General features: G+C 45.9%; 16 protein-coding genes. 4 read left to right on the top strand and 12 right to left on the bottom strand.

The window, feature by feature from the left end:
• Nucleotides 1-30 precede the first annotated feature (30 nt).
• From B4V02_RS08985 to B4V02_RS08960, 6 genes are all read right to left on the bottom strand, one after another.
• Entirely contained in the window at nucleotides 31-246 is a 216-nt protein-coding gene (locus B4V02_RS08985) for a hypothetical protein (protein ID WP_007431136.1), read from the bottom strand.
• Between the two features lie 187 nt (nucleotides 247-433).
• Nucleotides 434-1,534: a glycerol dehydrogenase gene (locus tag B4V02_RS08980; RefSeq protein ID WP_094154530.1), complete on the bottom strand. Its 1,101-nt coding sequence runs from the start codon at nucleotides 1,532-1,534 to the stop codon at nucleotides 434-436.
• Nucleotides 1,535-1,667: 133 nt separating this feature from the next.
• Nucleotides 1,668-2,216: a GNAT family N-acetyltransferase gene (locus B4V02_RS08975; RefSeq protein ID WP_007431138.1), complete on the bottom strand. Its 549-nt coding sequence runs from the start codon at nucleotides 2,214-2,216 to the stop codon at nucleotides 1,668-1,670.
• Nucleotides 2,217-2,466: 250 nt separating this feature from the next.
• Nucleotides 2,467-3,453, bottom strand: coding sequence for a ketoacyl-ACP synthase III (locus tag B4V02_RS08970; RefSeq protein ID WP_094154529.1), 987 nt, complete (start codon nucleotides 3,451-3,453; stop codon nucleotides 2,467-2,469).
• Nucleotides 3,454-3,485: 32 nt separating this feature from the next.
• Entirely contained in the window at nucleotides 3,486-3,836 is a 351-nt protein-coding gene (locus tag B4V02_RS08965) for a hypothetical protein (protein WP_094154528.1), read from the bottom strand.
• Between the two features lie 200 nt (nucleotides 3,837-4,036).
• Nucleotides 4,037-4,690: a cell wall hydrolase gene (locus tag B4V02_RS08960; RefSeq protein ID WP_094154527.1), complete on the bottom strand. Its 654-nt coding sequence runs from the start codon at nucleotides 4,688-4,690 to the stop codon at nucleotides 4,037-4,039.
• A 434-nt stretch (nucleotides 4,691-5,124) separates the two neighbouring features.
• On the opposite strand from B4V02_RS08960, the gene B4V02_RS08955 reads away from it, so the two are divergent.
• The 3 genes from B4V02_RS08955 to B4V02_RS08945 all read left to right on the top strand — a co-directional run bounded on the left by B4V02_RS08955 (nucleotide 5,125) and on the right by B4V02_RS08945 (nucleotide 6,885).
• Nucleotides 5,125-5,790 (top strand): cupin domain-containing protein, encoded by a 666-nt coding sequence (locus B4V02_RS08955; RefSeq protein WP_094154526.1) that lies wholly within the window; start codon nucleotides 5,125-5,127, stop codon nucleotides 5,788-5,790.
• Between the two features lie 113 nt (nucleotides 5,791-5,903).
• Nucleotides 5,904-6,134, top strand: coding sequence for an LSm family protein (locus B4V02_RS08950; RefSeq protein ID WP_094154525.1), 231 nt, complete (start codon nucleotides 5,904-5,906; stop codon nucleotides 6,132-6,134).
• Nucleotides 6,135-6,618: 484 nt separating this feature from the next.
• Nucleotides 6,619-6,885 (top strand): DUF2642 domain-containing protein, encoded by a 267-nt coding sequence (locus B4V02_RS08945; RefSeq protein WP_094154524.1) that lies wholly within the window; start codon nucleotides 6,619-6,621, stop codon nucleotides 6,883-6,885.
• A 68-nt stretch (nucleotides 6,886-6,953) separates the two neighbouring features.
• Here B4V02_RS08945 and B4V02_RS08940 read toward each other — a convergent pair whose 3' ends face one another.
• Nucleotides 6,954-8,504 (bottom strand): GH25 family lysozyme, encoded by a 1,551-nt coding sequence (locus B4V02_RS08940; protein ID WP_094154523.1) that lies wholly within the window; start codon nucleotides 8,502-8,504, stop codon nucleotides 6,954-6,956.
• A gap of 235 nt (nucleotides 8,505-8,739) precedes the next feature.
• Complete coding sequence (locus B4V02_RS08935) at nucleotides 8,740-9,765, bottom strand: YeiH family protein (RefSeq protein ID WP_094154522.1); 1,026 nt, start codon at nucleotides 9,763-9,765, stop codon at nucleotides 8,740-8,742.
• 117 nt (nucleotides 9,766-9,882) lie between these two features.
• Here B4V02_RS08935 and B4V02_RS08930 point away from each other — a divergent pair, with 117 nt between their 5' ends.
• Nucleotides 9,883-10,806, top strand: coding sequence for a LysR family transcriptional regulator (locus B4V02_RS08930; RefSeq protein ID WP_094154521.1), 924 nt, complete (start codon nucleotides 9,883-9,885; stop codon nucleotides 10,804-10,806).
• 10 nt (nucleotides 10,807-10,816) lie between these two features.
• Here the strand turns inward: B4V02_RS08930 and B4V02_RS08925 are convergent, their stop codons facing one another.
• The 4 genes from B4V02_RS08925 to B4V02_RS08910 are packed head-to-tail and all read right to left on the bottom strand — an operon-like array spanning nucleotide 10,817 to nucleotide 15,651.
• On the bottom strand, nucleotides 10,817-12,385 hold the full coding sequence (locus B4V02_RS08925) for a glycoside hydrolase family 43 protein (protein ID WP_094154520.1): 1,569 nt from the start codon (nucleotides 12,383-12,385) through the stop codon (nucleotides 10,817-10,819).
• Nucleotides 12,351-13,355, bottom strand: a complete 1,005-nt coding sequence (locus tag B4V02_RS08920; RefSeq protein ID WP_094154519.1) for a pectinesterase family protein — start codon at nucleotides 13,353-13,355, stop codon at nucleotides 12,351-12,353. The genes B4V02_RS08925 and B4V02_RS08920 overlap by 35 nt, the downstream gene beginning before the upstream one ends.
• A gap of 25 nt (nucleotides 13,356-13,380) precedes the next feature.
• Nucleotides 13,381-14,265, bottom strand: a complete 885-nt coding sequence (locus B4V02_RS08915; RefSeq protein ID WP_094154518.1) for a dienelactone hydrolase family protein — start codon at nucleotides 14,263-14,265, stop codon at nucleotides 13,381-13,383.
• A gap of 24 nt (nucleotides 14,266-14,289) precedes the next feature.
• Nucleotides 14,290-15,651 carry a glycoside hydrolase family 28 protein gene (locus B4V02_RS08910; RefSeq protein ID WP_094156972.1) on the bottom strand — a complete coding sequence of 454 codons (1,362 nt, stop codon included), beginning with the start codon at nucleotides 15,649-15,651 and terminating at the stop codon, nucleotides 14,290-14,292.
• Between the last annotated feature and the right edge of the window lie 115 nt (nucleotides 15,652-15,766).

Below are 15,766 nucleotides of genomic sequence, written 5' to 3'. Positions count from 1 at the left end.
GCTTCTTTATAATAAAACCCAATCAAGTCCTTAACTATTTCTGATTACTTCTTCCAGATCGATATCGGCATATGCCTCTTCACCAAGATGCACGGATACAATGGTGTAGATCCGCTTGGTCAGTCTTGACATTAGCCGATCACCCGGTACTACAGAATATTCTTCCCGAAAATCCCCAATTTTGTGAAAACCGCTGGACATATGGATGTACAAGTTGCCCCTTCGTGTTTTACCATGTACCAACATCAAATCTCCTCCTGATGTAACATCCTAGTTTCCCTGTTACATGTATATCGGTCAGAACAAGATAGGATATAAGTCCTTGGTACTCTTTACCCGTTTCATATAATTTTGCGCTTAAACGAAACGAGCCTGTCAGTGATGTGACAGACCCGTTTCTGTAAAGCTGTTTCCGTAACTTAAGAGGAAATTATTATTTATAGGATTCTGCTATCGCATTTGTTGCAATGATAGCATTGTACACGTCGTCAGGACTGACTGGAAATGGCATGTTGACCATCGTATCATTGGATGCACAAGCAGCCTCAGCTACTTGACGCCATTCGGCCTCAATAAATTCCTCTACCCCCAAATCACGAAGCGTCAATGGGAGACCTACATCCTTAACCAGCTTAATTACAGTTTCCAGTTCCTCTTTTGGAGCATTTTCCAGCACCAGCTGAGTTAACAGACCAAATGTAACCTTCTCGCCATGCTGTGCTTTGTGGAGCGAAGGAACAGCTGTCATACCATTATGAATGGCGTGTGCTGCTGCCAACCCACCTGATTCCGCACCAACACCACTCAAATAAATGGTCGCTTCGATCGTGTCCTCCACCGCACGAGTATATACTTTACGATCCACGGCACGTTTGGCCTTCACTGCATTTTCCAGCAGTGTTTCATAGCAAAGACGGGCAAGTCCCAGTCCTGTGGTGGAAGGCTTGTTCAAAACCAGGTTGTCCCCGTTGGACTGATAGCAAGCCCGGGCTTCAAAATAAGTCGCTAACGCATCACCGATTCCAGCTGCAAAGAAACGCGCAGGTGCTGCTGCCAGAATGCCTGTATCTGCCAGTACCACGTCTGGGTTCGTAGGCAGGAACAGATATTCATCAAAGGAGCCGTCCTTCTTATAAATAACCGCGAGCGCGGTACAAGGGGCATCTGTAGAAGCTATTGTTGGGAAAATAACGACAGGCAGCTTTTCATAATAAGCGGTTGCCTTGGCAGTATCCAGCGTTTTACCGCCGCCAATCCCTATAATGATATTTGAGCCATGCTTACGCACCAATTCACGGTTACGCTCAATTTCTTCTTTTGTACATTCATATTGGAATTTTTCGAAAACCGCCTGATTTCCAGCTGCTTCAATAGAAGCACCAGCTTCTTTTTGGGCCCTTTCAAGAATAAACTCATCACAAATAACAAAGGCTTTATCGCCATAATCCTTAAAGTAGTCATTTAATGACGAGAGCAGATTTTGACCAGAAATAAATTTCTTGGGTGAAGTAACGGACCTTACAATGTTTGTCATGTAAATTCCTCCTCAGCTTTGACTCATACCAAAACGAACAGCCATTTCAGCATGTGACAATCTAACTATATACCTCTTTTTACCATATTAAAAGGTGTTTTATGGGATATTTTATGAACAAACTGTGTAGTCATCATCCTTTTACGGCCGCTCTCCATTCAGAATACAGGATTCCCATCATGATACGGTCATAGCTATTACCATCACGCAGAACAGCAGAACGAACCCTTCCCTCAAGCTGAAAACCTGCTTTTTCGTAGGTCCGAATGGCCTGATTATTGTATTCAATGACATCCAATCCGACCCGGTTCAAATTTAATTCACAAAAGGCATAACGAAGAATGAGACGCACTGCTTCTGCCCCATAACCTTTACCGCGATATTCCATATCACCTATGCCAATTGCAAGCTGCCCGGTTCGATTGTTCCACTCAATCCCATGAATAGCAACAAAACCGATCAAGACATCATCTGCTAATGTTCTTAACCGAAAATACACCTCATTAGAGCTTGGAGTCCCTTCTGACTCCATCTGCTTCAATGTGTAAGGGAGTGCCAAATCCGTATCAACATTTCGCAGGTACTCTGCATCCTCTCCCCATTTGAACATCACCTCGGCATCCTCTTCTCTGACTGCGGCAAGTTTAATTCGTTCTCCGTAAAATAAATTTGCGATCTTCATACGCGCTTCATCTCCTGCTGTACATTTTGTCCGTTTTTTTCACCATAACTGTCAATCTATTAAATACCCGCAATATAAGCTCCCCTTTATGAATTCAATGTTTAAATTTTACAAAACAATCGAACATAACACAATCTATGCATCGCAAACACCATATACATTTATTTTTATAGAAAACATATCTTCTATCAACCATTTAATTTTCAGAATGCTCAAAAAAGACCTTGCGGCCGCAAGATCTTTCGTAGTCTTAATATTTAAACAGCATAGCAACCAGTTGATATCCGGCTCCAATCGTCCAGAACAGCACGTAATCACCACGACGGATACGGCCGGATTCAATCCCTTCATACAAGGCAATGAACGGGCTGCTGGTACCCGTGTAGCCATAGCGATCACCCACATAGATCATTTGGGCGTCCTCCAGCTGCAAATGGTCCTGGATCTTCAACACATTTGCCAACGAAAACTGAGATAGACAGTAAGCCCGTACATCCTGAGGTGCCAGTCCATTCTTCTTTAAAATACGTTCAAGCAGATCATATGTTGGGGGCAATGCCATATTGGCATCAAACGGAAGCCACTGAATATATTTTCCGGGTGTATTCCTTTGAAGTGTTGCCGCTAGTCCCTGAGCCGGATATAAAATTTTATCTATATTGATCGGGTCCGTATAATACATGGAATCTATAAAGCCGGTGTCCTCTTCTGTTCGCTCCAAAATAGCCGCACACGCTGCATCTCCATAATTCGCATAAGTAATTTCATCCTCGGGACCGGAAATGAGCGAGTTATAATCCGAACCAATAATAAGCGCTGTCCGCACACCAGGATTGGACAGCATCGATCGGCTAGCTTGATCAACCGCTACTGTCATCCCTGCACAATTTGCATTCGAATCCATCACGGCTACGTCATGCCTGGCCCCAATCGCTCGGTGAACAAACAGCGCATTCATCGGGAACAGCGACTCAGGAACTTGTGTGGAAAACACGATCATATCCACGTCACGACCTGTCATACCGGCTTGTTCCAGCGCTTTTTGTGCGGCTGCAATTCCCATCGTCAGACCGTTCTCATCCGGATGCTCAATGATATAACGATTTTTTCTGCCCATATGCTCCATGAAGCGTCGAATATCTTTGCCTTGCTCGTCAAAATGGCGAATGTAATATTCGTTATCCAGTGAATGGGACGGATGATAAACACCCAATGCTTTCATCTTAATATGGCTCACCAGCAGTTCCCCCTTGCACTCACCTTTGAGCATTATTTTACAACAATATCAACGTTGTTTAATCCCGCTTCACGTGCTACACGACCGAGCTGCATTTTAATAATTGTTTGCTGGAGGCTGATGTGAAAAACTACTTTGGCAAATCCGGTTTCTTTATAACGCACAAAAGAGCCCTTCAATTTCTCTACTTCTTCCGGGCCCAGCAGTTCCATTTGGGTGCAATCTACCGTAAGGGTAAACACGGATGCCTGAATGCTCGAAGTTTTGGCTACATAATCTCTTACGAAACTGTCATACTCCTCTTGGCTAAAAACTCCATTCACCGCCATATGTACCGTTTTCATAGCTTGATTCACTTCAATGTTGTAAGGATGTTGACTCATTTCAGCAATACTCCTTTAATTTCAATTTTTCCCCATAAGAATATGGGACTATAAGAATATCGGAAAAATATGTAGATTTATTAATATTAATCTTAAAAAATCACCACTAATTGTTTACAAATTTGTGAATATACAAAAAAACACCACTACTTCTGACTACCAGAGCAGTGGCGGAGAACAAATTATTATCTTACATTGAATTAATTCGTAAACGTATGCCTGCCAAGCGAAATGACAGCCGGACGGCTTTTACTCCATTTGGCTGTGGCAATGGCCGGATTGTAATAGTACAAGGACCCATTCGTCGGATCAGCACCATTCAGTGCTTGTCTTGCCGCACGGTATGCGGTCTGGTTTGGCTTGAGGCGGTATTGACCATCCTGTACAGCGGTGAACTGACCCGGCTGCAAAATAACGTCCGGAATGGAGCTTGGGAATTCACTGGACTGTACACGGTTTAATACGACAGCGCCAACAGCCACCTGTCCTTCAAATGATTCTCCGCGTGCCTCCGAATAAATGATACGGGCCAACTGTTCCAAAGCGGTTAAGCGCACCTTGCCGAAGGAATCCAGCTTGGCTCGTGTAGCCGCTCCGGCTACACCATCAGGCGTTAGACCATTGTCTCGTTGAAAACGGGCTACTGCTTTACTGGTCAGAGAACCATAGTACCCAGTAAAACCGGCCTTGAAATAACCGAGCGAATGCAGCTGCTGCTGAAGCTCCAGCACCCGAACGCTCTGAACCCCCTTCTTCAACGCCGATGCTTGCGCTTGTGCTTGCTCCGGTGCCACTGATAAGACAGTACCCAGCAGACACGCGCAGGACAAGATTAGAATAGATCGTTTTTTCATATTCCAGACAACCTCCTCTTTCATGTTCTGTCCGGTACAACCATTCCGGCCTGTACAACTCAGGGGCGTTTATCCGATGATGTTTCTTTTGCCATAGCTTATTGCCTAGCTGCGGAAAGACGCGTTGCTACATATGGAATCGGACAAAGCTTCTTTCATATGTCCGTTGCAGTATACCACAAGCCGCAATTACGTATCATCCGGCTCTGGTCCTAAGACTACACCAGCCAATAAACGCCAGTTCTAAAGGGCTGACGCGTAATAGAGACAATGTGTCCCGTTCTGACCACACTTGAATACGTGACTTTTTTCGCTATTTTTCGTCTCCACTCGCCGGGAATGCGCAAACCTGTCCATGCACACATGCATAGGCGAATACATAGGGTAGCGTACAGTCATCAAATTTGGAATAACAGAAAGGCAGGAAACCCCACGTGAATTCATATGTGGATTACACCTCTCCCTCCGTACAATTTACCTATGATTTAAGCGATAATATCTTGTTTCAAAAGGATGCTCAAAACTCAATTAGCGAGCTTTCGATCCAGCAACTGAATACGTTGGCCAATGTATCGTTGCTAGAGATCCGTCTCAGTACGGCAAATGTGATAGAGCCCCATTACCATCAAAATGCTACAGAATTGGTATACTGCGTCACTGGAGCAGTAACGGTCTCGCTGATTAATCCGTTTACCAGCGAGTTGCGACATTTCCCGATTACACCTGGTCAGGTGGCTAACGTCCCTCAGGGATGGTGGCATTATCTCGTTGCTACGGTGGACAACACTCATTTGCTAACCATTTTTAATGCCCCCATCCCTGAATTCATTCTTGGCTCCGACGTCTTGCGGCTAACGCCAAGTAATATCCTGGCTCATACGTACTGCCTGAATGAGAATAAAATTCAAGATGCGCTCAGCCCTATTAAAAAGCCCGTCCTCATCGGCCCTCCCAAGGATTGCAAGCAGCAGCCGCTTCAAAAACCGGGCATACATGTGAGACTTGCCGATACTGTGGCACATCATCAACCCACCCCCGAAAGAAGCTACGCATATACAAGCGGATACCCCGGTTTTTCCTTTAATCCCTATCAAAATTAGACTTGGCTCTGTCCAAAGCCTAAGCTCCAGGGAAGCCCCATTTCCTGTATGTTCGCCGTTACCATTCGATCCTTCCGCTCATACAATGCGAATGTACAAGAGGGGGTGATGGAATGGACGCTTATTACAACTGCATGAGATGTATGAACCAAAAGGTGCGTATTCTAACAATGGACGGAAAACAGTATGTAGGAACTATTATGGATGTCGATCGTTATAATGTGTACTTAAAACCCGAGTCAAAAGGTTGTGTACGAACATCCGGCTATTATCCTTACTGGGGAGTTAATGAGCAAATCTTAACATTGAGCCTGTTCACCTTGCTTGCAATTGCATTAATTTAATCCTTGATCCGTGTCATACCCTGTATGCACATGTCAAGCACCTCATATGACAGCTGTCCAGCCCGGCACATTGTGTTAGGGCTTGTACGCTGCGATTTGAGGTGCTTTATCGTATAAACCATCCAGCTTATTCTAAAATGATTAAACCCCTCACCGATTATATACCGATGAGGGGTTTAACCTGCTCATTTCAAATTAGACCCATAAAGACTTGGTGATGATGACCAGAAGAATGAACAATACCAGAATAGCGCCTGTTGATGTCCAAACACCTGGGTATCCTCCGCCGCCATAACCTCTTTCACATTCACTCATGGATAAGTTCCTCCTTTAATTCAAGGTACAACATATCTTATGTATTGAATTTCCCTATGGAGCGGGCTTTTTGGCAATGTTATGAATCTTTCCGTTTGATAGGCATTAGCCTACACCCTTTCTGGGCAGGAGCATACGATATCATAACTAATCTTAAGGAGTGAAGCAATTGAATTCGAATCAAGCGTTCAGTTACAGCACCAATCAACCTTTTCCCCATCACCTTACCCCTCACCATGTGGTGGTATACCCTGTAGACCCATGTGTAGTTGAAGCATTGAGATCCGCGATCGGCAGTTATGTTGTGCTTGAGACCACACGCGGCAGGATTGAGGGATGCGTAGTGGATTGTAAACCTGACCATGTCGTTTTGGATGTACATGGAAAGAAATTCTTTGTCCGTATCTGCGAAATCGTATGGATTATGCCCCACTAAATGATCAGACAACACAAATCCTCGCGTATCCTATCCGGATAAGCGAGGATTTATCGTGATGTATCCTGTTATTCAAGCTCTGCCGCCAGTGAAGAACGCAATTCATCGATCGTTCCGTTATATTCATCCAAATCCACTGCGCCATTAATACCCGGGACACTTCCAGTGCTGCTGTATTGCCAAGCCCACCAGCTGTTCCAGGCTGGAACTGCCGTCGGCTTTTGCGTAGTGCTGTATCTGGCTACCCAAAGTTTATACATAGAAAATGTAGGGTCAAACTTGGAGGCAAACACATTGCCTGTGTATACGATCGGCTGACGCCCGGTAAGCTTCTCCATTTCATCCAAAAAAGCATGAGCCACTTCACTAATTTGTGCGGGAGTAAGATTTTTGGGATTATTTTCATAATCAAGCACAGGAGGCAGATCCAGCCTACCTCCTGCTGAATCTATAGCCCTGGCAAAATTAGCAGCTTCCTGACGAGCCCCATCCGCAGTAGTCGCGTTCAAAAAGTGGTAAGCACCAACCAATATGTTGGCATCTCTGGCCCCCTGGACATTCGCTAAAAATTGACTATCTTGATATTTGGTCCCTTCCGTTGCTTTAATGAAAGCGAAAGTCTTGCCTGCCGCCGCCACTTGCTGCCAATCAATATTGCCATTGTAGTGGGAAACGTCAATCCCCTGCGCATGTCCGTCGGAAGCAATCGAAGGCTCAGCTGCTGTAATAGGTGTATCTGGCCCGGCAGGTATCGCCTCCTCTGTTTTCTGATCCAATGCTATAACAACCTTACCGTCATCCGCATTTTGTACATGATAAGATGTGCTGCTATTCAGATCTACCACAATGCGTACTGAAGCGGGATTTGTACTAAAGATAGAGTATCTGACCTGTGACACGTCCGGATCATCGGTGACTGGGAAAGCCCCTTGTCCGCCTCTATCCAAAGGTTGCGATGATAGAAAATCATCAGAGAGCTTTGAATCAGGAATATCTACCACAATACGATCTGCGTTAGTTAACGTAGTTACTTTGGGGGTTACTTTTCCATTCACCGCAATGGTTAGCTGATGATTAGTGAAGCTAATTTGGCTGATAGCCGCACGTGCACTCTCCTCTGCATTCGTAGCAGTCTGAGTGACAGAGCTGCCGCGGGTAGACTCGCTATTTCCGTTTGAGGTAGCTGGAGTAGTCAGGATCACTGTTTTAAGCTTGCTGTTCCAGTTCACATCAATTCCCGTCTGTTCAGACACAAAGCGAATCGGAACATAGGTCGTACCTCCTGTAAGCAATGGAGCTACTGCTAATCCCATTTGTCGTCCGTTAACAGTAGCAATGGGATTATTGACCTGAAGACTGAGATTCTGATTCTTATTTTGATTCTGTATAGTTACAGTGCTTGTCCTGGGCTCCCAGTTGACCTTATAACCTAATTCCTCCACAATGAGACGAAGTGGGACCAGCACATTACCCTTTACTTCCTGAATCTGAACTCCCTCTGCAGCACTTATATCTTTACCGTCCAACTGAATATGTGAGCTTGAAGATGCAGCGTGGCTTTCTTCTGGAAATAGGAGTAAAAATAAAAACAGAAAAGCAAACCAACGAATGTTCTTCATATGTACCCTACCATTCTCTAAATTTTCGCTTATCATATTGGAATCTATGATCTCAAAACCTTTTATTTTGATAGACGCGAACCATATGTAAAAGTTACGATTAGTTTAGCATATATTTAAAACTTCCTCACTCACTGTACAAAAAAAATTCTGCCAGCTTTACAGCAAGCAGAGTTCTTTCAGGTGTTTATACTGACTTTTTTCAGCACATACGAATGAATATTTTCTCTCTTATTCACACCGTTAAATAGGTTAAACCTACAAGCATGATCGAAGTGATAGATAGTACCAGTAAGGGAAGCAGCGCTTTCTCCCGAAAAGCCTTAAAGCTTACATTCAGCCCCATGCCTACCATGGCCATCGTTAGCATAAATGCAGTAACTTGGGAAAGTCCGTTCATTAGTCTTGCAGGTACTATAATGTATTTTCCAAAAACATAGCTGCCCAGCATACTTGTAGCGATAAAACCAATGAGGAACCAAGGGAACTCTACTTTTGCTTCGGAACTGAGCTTCCCCGTACGTTTCATCCAGTACATTAAAATAAAGCTGAGCGGTATTAGTAAAAAGACACGCCCCAGTTTGGCCAACAGGCCCACCGCAAGAGCATCCTGTCCGCCAGACGCCGCAGCTAAGGCCACATGTGCAATTTCATGCAGACTGCTTCCCGACCAGATTCCGTACTGTATATCCGTCAAAGGAATCCAGGGACGAAGCACTGTAAACAAAATGGCAAATACCGTTCCAACCAAAGCGATTAATCCAGCTCCAATGGCCGTATCCTCGTCTTTGGATTTCAGCAAGGGGGAAACAGCCGCAATGGCTGCTGCACCACAAACTCCCGTTCCAATACCAAGAAGAAGCGACAGCGAAGCATCTGCCTTGAAACGTTTGGCCAGCCCAATCGTAAACAAGATAGAAAATATAACAATGCCTACATCACGCAAAAGTAAACCCAGGCCCTGATGAATGACAACATCCATATTAAGCTTTAGCCCATAAAGCACAATAGCTCCTCGCAGCAGTTTTTTAGCCGAAAACTCAACCCCTGGGCGTACAGCTTCAGGATACCCCTGCAACTGCCGATACAGGACAGCAAGAAACATGGCGCAAGCCAATGGGCCAACATAATGAAAACCCGGCAATTCGTTCAGCGCGTAGCCTGCCAATGCGAATATCATCGTTAGCACGATGCCTAGTACACATTGAATCCATCGCCCTCTGTTTGATGATAATTTGATGTATTTTGTATGACTGCTCATGGTGACTCCCTCCAATCTGTATGTATCCAGCTTAGTCCGATTTTTGCCATAAGGAAAATAAATCATTATTATAATTATAATAAGCAAATAGATATGATCGATTTGGAGGAATGAGCATTGGATCAATCTTTAATCGTATTTGTTATGGTCGTGGACAAACAAAACTTCACACGAGCTGCTGAAGCATTGCACATGACTCAGCCTGCTGTAAGTCAATATATTCAAACGCTGGAGCGAGCCGTAGGAGCGCGGCTTTTGGAACGGAGCAATAAATATGTGCGCTTAACCAAAGCAGGTGAAATTGTGTATCATCATGCCCAGGAGATCATCCGCATGAACGCCCGAATGCAGTATTTGGTGGACGAGCTGATGAATACAGCACAAGGGAACCTGTCTATCGGTGCAAGCTACACGTATGGCGAGTACGTGCTGCCGCATGTGATTGGCAAAATGAGAGTACAATATCCGCTCATTCAGCCCTCCATTACTATTGGCAACACCCAAGAAATTGAAAGACTGGCTATCCGCAATCAACTGGATGTAGGAATTATTGAAGGAGAATTTCAGCATGATCATTTGTATATTGAATCATTTGCTGATGATGAAATGGTTATCGTCGCTCCACCAAATCACCATTTGGCTGGCAAACCTCAAGTGGATTTGAGCGAGCTGCAACAGGAGATCTGGATTCTGCGCGAAGAAGGCTCTGGGACCCGGGAAGCAGCTGAAAGGATGTTTGCACAGTTTCAATTTTCCCCTTCTCATATGATGGATTTTGGCAGCACACAGATCATCAAGGAGTCTGTAGAAGCAGGCTTGGGGATTTCGCTTCTGTCCCAATGGGTCATTCAGAAGGAACTCACTTTAGGCACATTAAAAATATTAAATATCCATGATCTCCCGGTTATTCGGAAATTTTCTTTTCTGACCCCTTCTGCGGTATTTGAGACCAAAGCGACCAGCGTTTTTTTGGAGATTTTGCGGGGATACAGCGTAAAAAAACTCGGAAGCAACAAAAAAAGCACCGACCAGGTGCTTTAATAAGTAAGCTTTAGAGATGATCTTTTCCATGATACAGGAAATGGGAGAAATCAGCGTAGCTGCCTTGAAATTGTTGCATATCATGGGCGGCAATACCTACAAAGTTCCCTGTAAATCCACCGGATAAAAAGCTGATATCTTGTATTTCAAAAAGTCGCGTCCGGACAGGTTCGTCTCCGACTCCATAATAAAATTGCGCTTGGGATGCATGAACTTCCACAGCCAAATGTACAGGAAGACCATCCTGAAGCGTAATCGCCCGCGGAACTAATGTAAATGAATTAGCTTCACACCGCATCATGCGCAGCACTTTTCCTTGCCCCTCTTCATAGCTAACATACGCATATAAATAATCCTCTTCGTTGAGATACAGCAAAAGCCCCGCCATTTGCAAATAGCTTACAGGCTGATACTCCAGGGCTGTTTCTGCCCGGAAATGATGATCCGTTTGCCGAATGGCCAGCACGTGATGCTGGAACAGGCTTTGTATCGATTCTCCAGCCCGAATTCGAAGATAGCCGGGACGCTGGCTCAGCGAACACCAGCTATCGTCTGCCAGTATGCGCAGTGTATTCCACGTTTTATCCAAAGCAGGTCCCTCGAAAAAATCTTCAAATATATAGCCTTGCTCTTGCTTGACAGAGAACGTCCCTTTAGGTGCAGGCACCTCCAGTTGAGGTGTATGGCCTCCAGCGGTTAATCGCAGCCAGCCTTCATCATCCCAGTGCACCTGCTGCAAGGCTGTTTCCCGCCCCAAAATGGCATATTTCCCTTCCACAGGACGTGTACACAAATGCGCCATGTACCATTCGCCGTCCGGTGTTTGTACAAGACTGCCATGCCCTGCACATTGCAAAGGATACTGAGGCTGATCACGCGACGTAAGCATCGGGTTATGCGGGTCCACTTCATACGGCCCGTCTATCTGCTTCGAGCGGGCTACGGTAACCGCATGTCCCGTACCCGTTCCGCCCTCCGCTGTAATAAGGTAATAATATCCGTTGTGTTTATAGATATGAGGCGCTTCGGTTTTCTTCAAAGGAGTACAATCAAAAATTTTAACAGGCTCGCCAATGAGCTGTTGCTGCCTGCTATCATATTCCTGCATGACAATCCCCGAAGATTTATTGCTTTCCAGCATGCGGTAATCCCACACCGCATTCAACAGCCATTTGCGTCCATCCTCATCGTGAAATAAAGACGGATCGAATCCGCTGCTGTTGAGATACACCGGGTCCGACCACGGTCCCTGGATGGTAGGTGCTGTCATCACAAAATTATGAACGTCCTTGAACGGACGCTTGGTGCTTTTCACATCCGTATAGAGCAGATAAAAAAGGTTATCCGCGTAGCTCAACTGCGGCGCCCAAATACTGCAATTTTTCGGGTTTCCTCTTAAATCAACCTGATCGGTCAAAATATCCGTACAATGCTCCCAATAAGCCAAATCTTGGGACTGATACACCCGTACGCCGGGCAGCCACTCAAATGATGACACCGCGATATAGTAAGTATCCTCGGTACGTATAATACATGGATCGGGATTAAAGCCTTTTAATATGGGATTTTGGATCATCATGAGACACCACTTCTCCTTGCTTCCAAAATGCAACTCCATCAAAAACCTGCTCCTTGCCCCACACCTCTGTTCCCGCTTCAAAACAATCCGCCCACGGAACGCGCTGGCTGCGCAGCAAAGCAACATCGGGTACACCGTATTCCTGATAACACACGGTTTTCTCATTCGCTGGATTGTCCCAATTGTCCCAGCCGCGTGGATCAATATGCTTGCCCATTTTACAATCGACAAACACCGTCTTGGCATACTCACGCCATGGACGTCCCAAAAATACCGGGGTAATATCAGGCTCTGCGGTTAAACAGCAGCGGTGGAATACATAACCGTACGCTTTCCCTTGTGGTGTAGAGGCGGCTGTGACGTAGCTCGTTTGGTTCTCATGATGGCGCAAACTGTGAATTTCACAATCCTCAAAATAAGCGGTAGCCCCGCCAAAAATAAAATCCACCGTCCCCTCAATATAGCAATGCTGATAAAGCTGGCGATAGTGAGCATGATGCTCTCTCAAAGGGATGCCGCCAAACTTTAAGCGCTCCTTCGGGGCTGGAGGCAGAGGACCTGTAAATAACGTGTCCTGGTGCCCTTTAAAGGTACAGTTTCTAAACACGGTTTTATCACAATGAGCATACACGGCAACGGCCTGCCCAATGGCTTCTCCCTGTCCGGCCGTGTTGGAAATTGTGAGATTTTCCAGGATCAGATGGCTGCCGCCCAAAAATAAAGTAGGTGTCGCAAAGGTGCCTATTTCCTCGCCTGCTTCATCCCGCTCCCTGGCGTACCGATTCATACGGATGTCGACCTGTCCGATACCTATGATATGTAGATTGGAACGGTAAATCCGCACCTCTTCCTCATAGGTACCCGATAAAATAGTTAGCGTTTCCATTTCATTGGAAGGCAGCTGCTCCAATACCGCAATCGCTTCCTGAATCGTATGGAAATCACAAAAGGACTCTTTTCCTACCAGCATGGTTTACCCAATCCTTTCATTCGATTTACAAGTGCTCGGCTAAAAAAGTTTGCCACGCCATTCGCATTTCCAGCGTCTCCATATGTCCGCCGCCCGCAATCACAGGCTGCCAATGCTCAGGGTGACCCGCTTCTTTGTACGCTTCCAGCAGTCCTTTTGCCAAATGCTCAACCCCTTCAATCGGACACATCCGGTCATTTTGGCCTGTTATACTCATACGCGGACGAGGGACAATCCGTTTTTGAATATCCAGGGTCGTAAAATGCTTTAACAAGCCGGGGACATAGGAATAGAAACCGTGATGATCCAGGCCTCTTTTGGCGATCAGCGTATGGGCATCGACCTGTCCGCAAATATCAATGGTGACCTGTATCCGTTCATCCAGGGCAGCCAGCCACCAGGCCATAAGTCCACCCATTGACATGCCGATCGTTGCAATGCGGGAAGCATCAATGTCCTCACGCTGGCACATATAATCCAATAAGCTACGGTTATCGTAAAGCATCATGCCCCACAGCACCTGCCCCTGCCAGAGCATCTCCTTGACCAGCTCACTCTCGGTTTTCCCCCCGCGCTCATTAAATCCCCACATGTCAATACAGCATACACAATACCCCATGTCTGTCAGGGTTTCAGCAAACGAGGGCTGCTGCAAATAAGAACTGCTCTGGATCAATTCTTTGCGTCCGTTCGTATAATTGCCCCCATGCGAATGGTTGAAAATGACCAGTGGAAACGGGCCGTCCCCCTGTAAGGGGGTGGCTACATAAGCGGGTACAGGCTCGATCCCATTCAAGTCCAGCAGGAGACATTCCAGTCGATATCCCTCCTGCTCCTCTTGGTTCAGCACAGTTGCTGTCACAGGCCGATCTTCCGGAAGATCTCCTAACAATGCTTGCAGCCTATCCACGTTCCTTCCTCCCTTCGCTCCTTCCTAATTCAAAATATTTTGGCTGGAAGGCTCCACAGTTACTTGTTCTATCAGCTTTTCTGGCCGGGCTGTATTCCTGGAATGGCAGCGATTGATTTCAACATCTTCCCCATTTTCAATGTAGAAGGCAGGACCCTCATGATTCTCAATCGTCACCTGCTGGAAACGGATATCTTTCACATTCCCCAGATAGAAGCCACGATTATTCATGTCCTCGATCCCTGTCATCATGGCAGGACGACCGGGAATCGCATTTTTCGCCATGGAAATATCTATATTGGAAAATGTAATTTCAGCAATGAATTGCTCTGCAAGTCCGTACAGGAACCCGGCTGCCGCATGAACCTGACGTGCCGTGATATCAGCAAAATGGATTCTTCTAAAGCACGGAGTTTCATCGGTAACCGGATAGGGATTTTTGTCCCAGACATATTTGTCCTTGCCACGAGGTCCGCAGAAATAATACAGGTTCAGAATAAATGGACAAATGACCTCCTCCATCACAATGTTGCTGACGCGAATATCCTCGATGATTCCACCGCGTCCCCGTCTGGATTTCAAGCGTATGCCCCGATCTGTTTGCTTGAACACGCAATTGCTGATCGTAACATTACGGATGTCTCCGCTCATTTCGCTTCCTAATACGACACCACCATGTCCATGCACCATCGTGCAATTGGTAATCGTAATATTTTCGCAAGCAATCCGCTCCTGCGTATCTTCGGTTCCTGCTTTGATCGCAATACAGTCATCGCCCACATCGATATTGCAGTTGCTGATGCGAACATTGGAACAGGATTCGGGATTAATGCCATCGGTATTGGGGGAGTCTGCCGGGTTAAGAATGGACAAATTGTCAATCGTCACGTTGTAGCAGGCGATGGGATTGATAGTCCAGCTGGGGGAATTTTTCAGCATGATATCTTTAATGGTGACCCGCTGACAACGGTCAAAGCTGATTAATTTCGGTCTCGGATACTGTAGCTCCTCAGGATGGTTTCGATGCTTTTCCCACCACGGTTGACCATTTCCCTCCAGGATTCCGCTGCCTGTAACTGAAATGTTTTCGAGGTTTTGCCCGTATATACATGAAGCATGTACTTCTCGCTGAACCCCTTCCCATCTGGATTCCACCACAGGATAGTCAGCCGGATTTGTACTGAAAGAAAGAATGGCTCCAGGGCTTAAATGCAGTTCAATATTACTTTTAAAAAAGATAGCTCCTGTAACGTACGTACCTGAGGGAATAACAACCGTGCCTCCCCCGGCATTGCTGGCCGCTTCAATTGCATTCGCAATTGCTTCCGTTGCTGGCGTCTTACCATCCTGAGGGGCTCCATAATCTACAATGTTATACGCTTGCATTTTGTTCTCTCCTATCTCTGTATTTTGGGAATGCGGAAAATAAAGGACGTGTATCCGTTCCAGTTTGGCAACATGGAGCAGTCGGATGGTGCTCTCCAAGCGAGCTTTCCTACAG

It is taken from the genome of Paenibacillus kribbensis (genome assembly GCF_002240415.1).
GTDB classification, from domain to species: Bacteria; Bacillota; Bacilli; order Paenibacillales; family Paenibacillaceae; genus Paenibacillus; species Paenibacillus kribbensis.
This window is presented reverse-complemented; position numbering and strand designations above follow the sequence as displayed.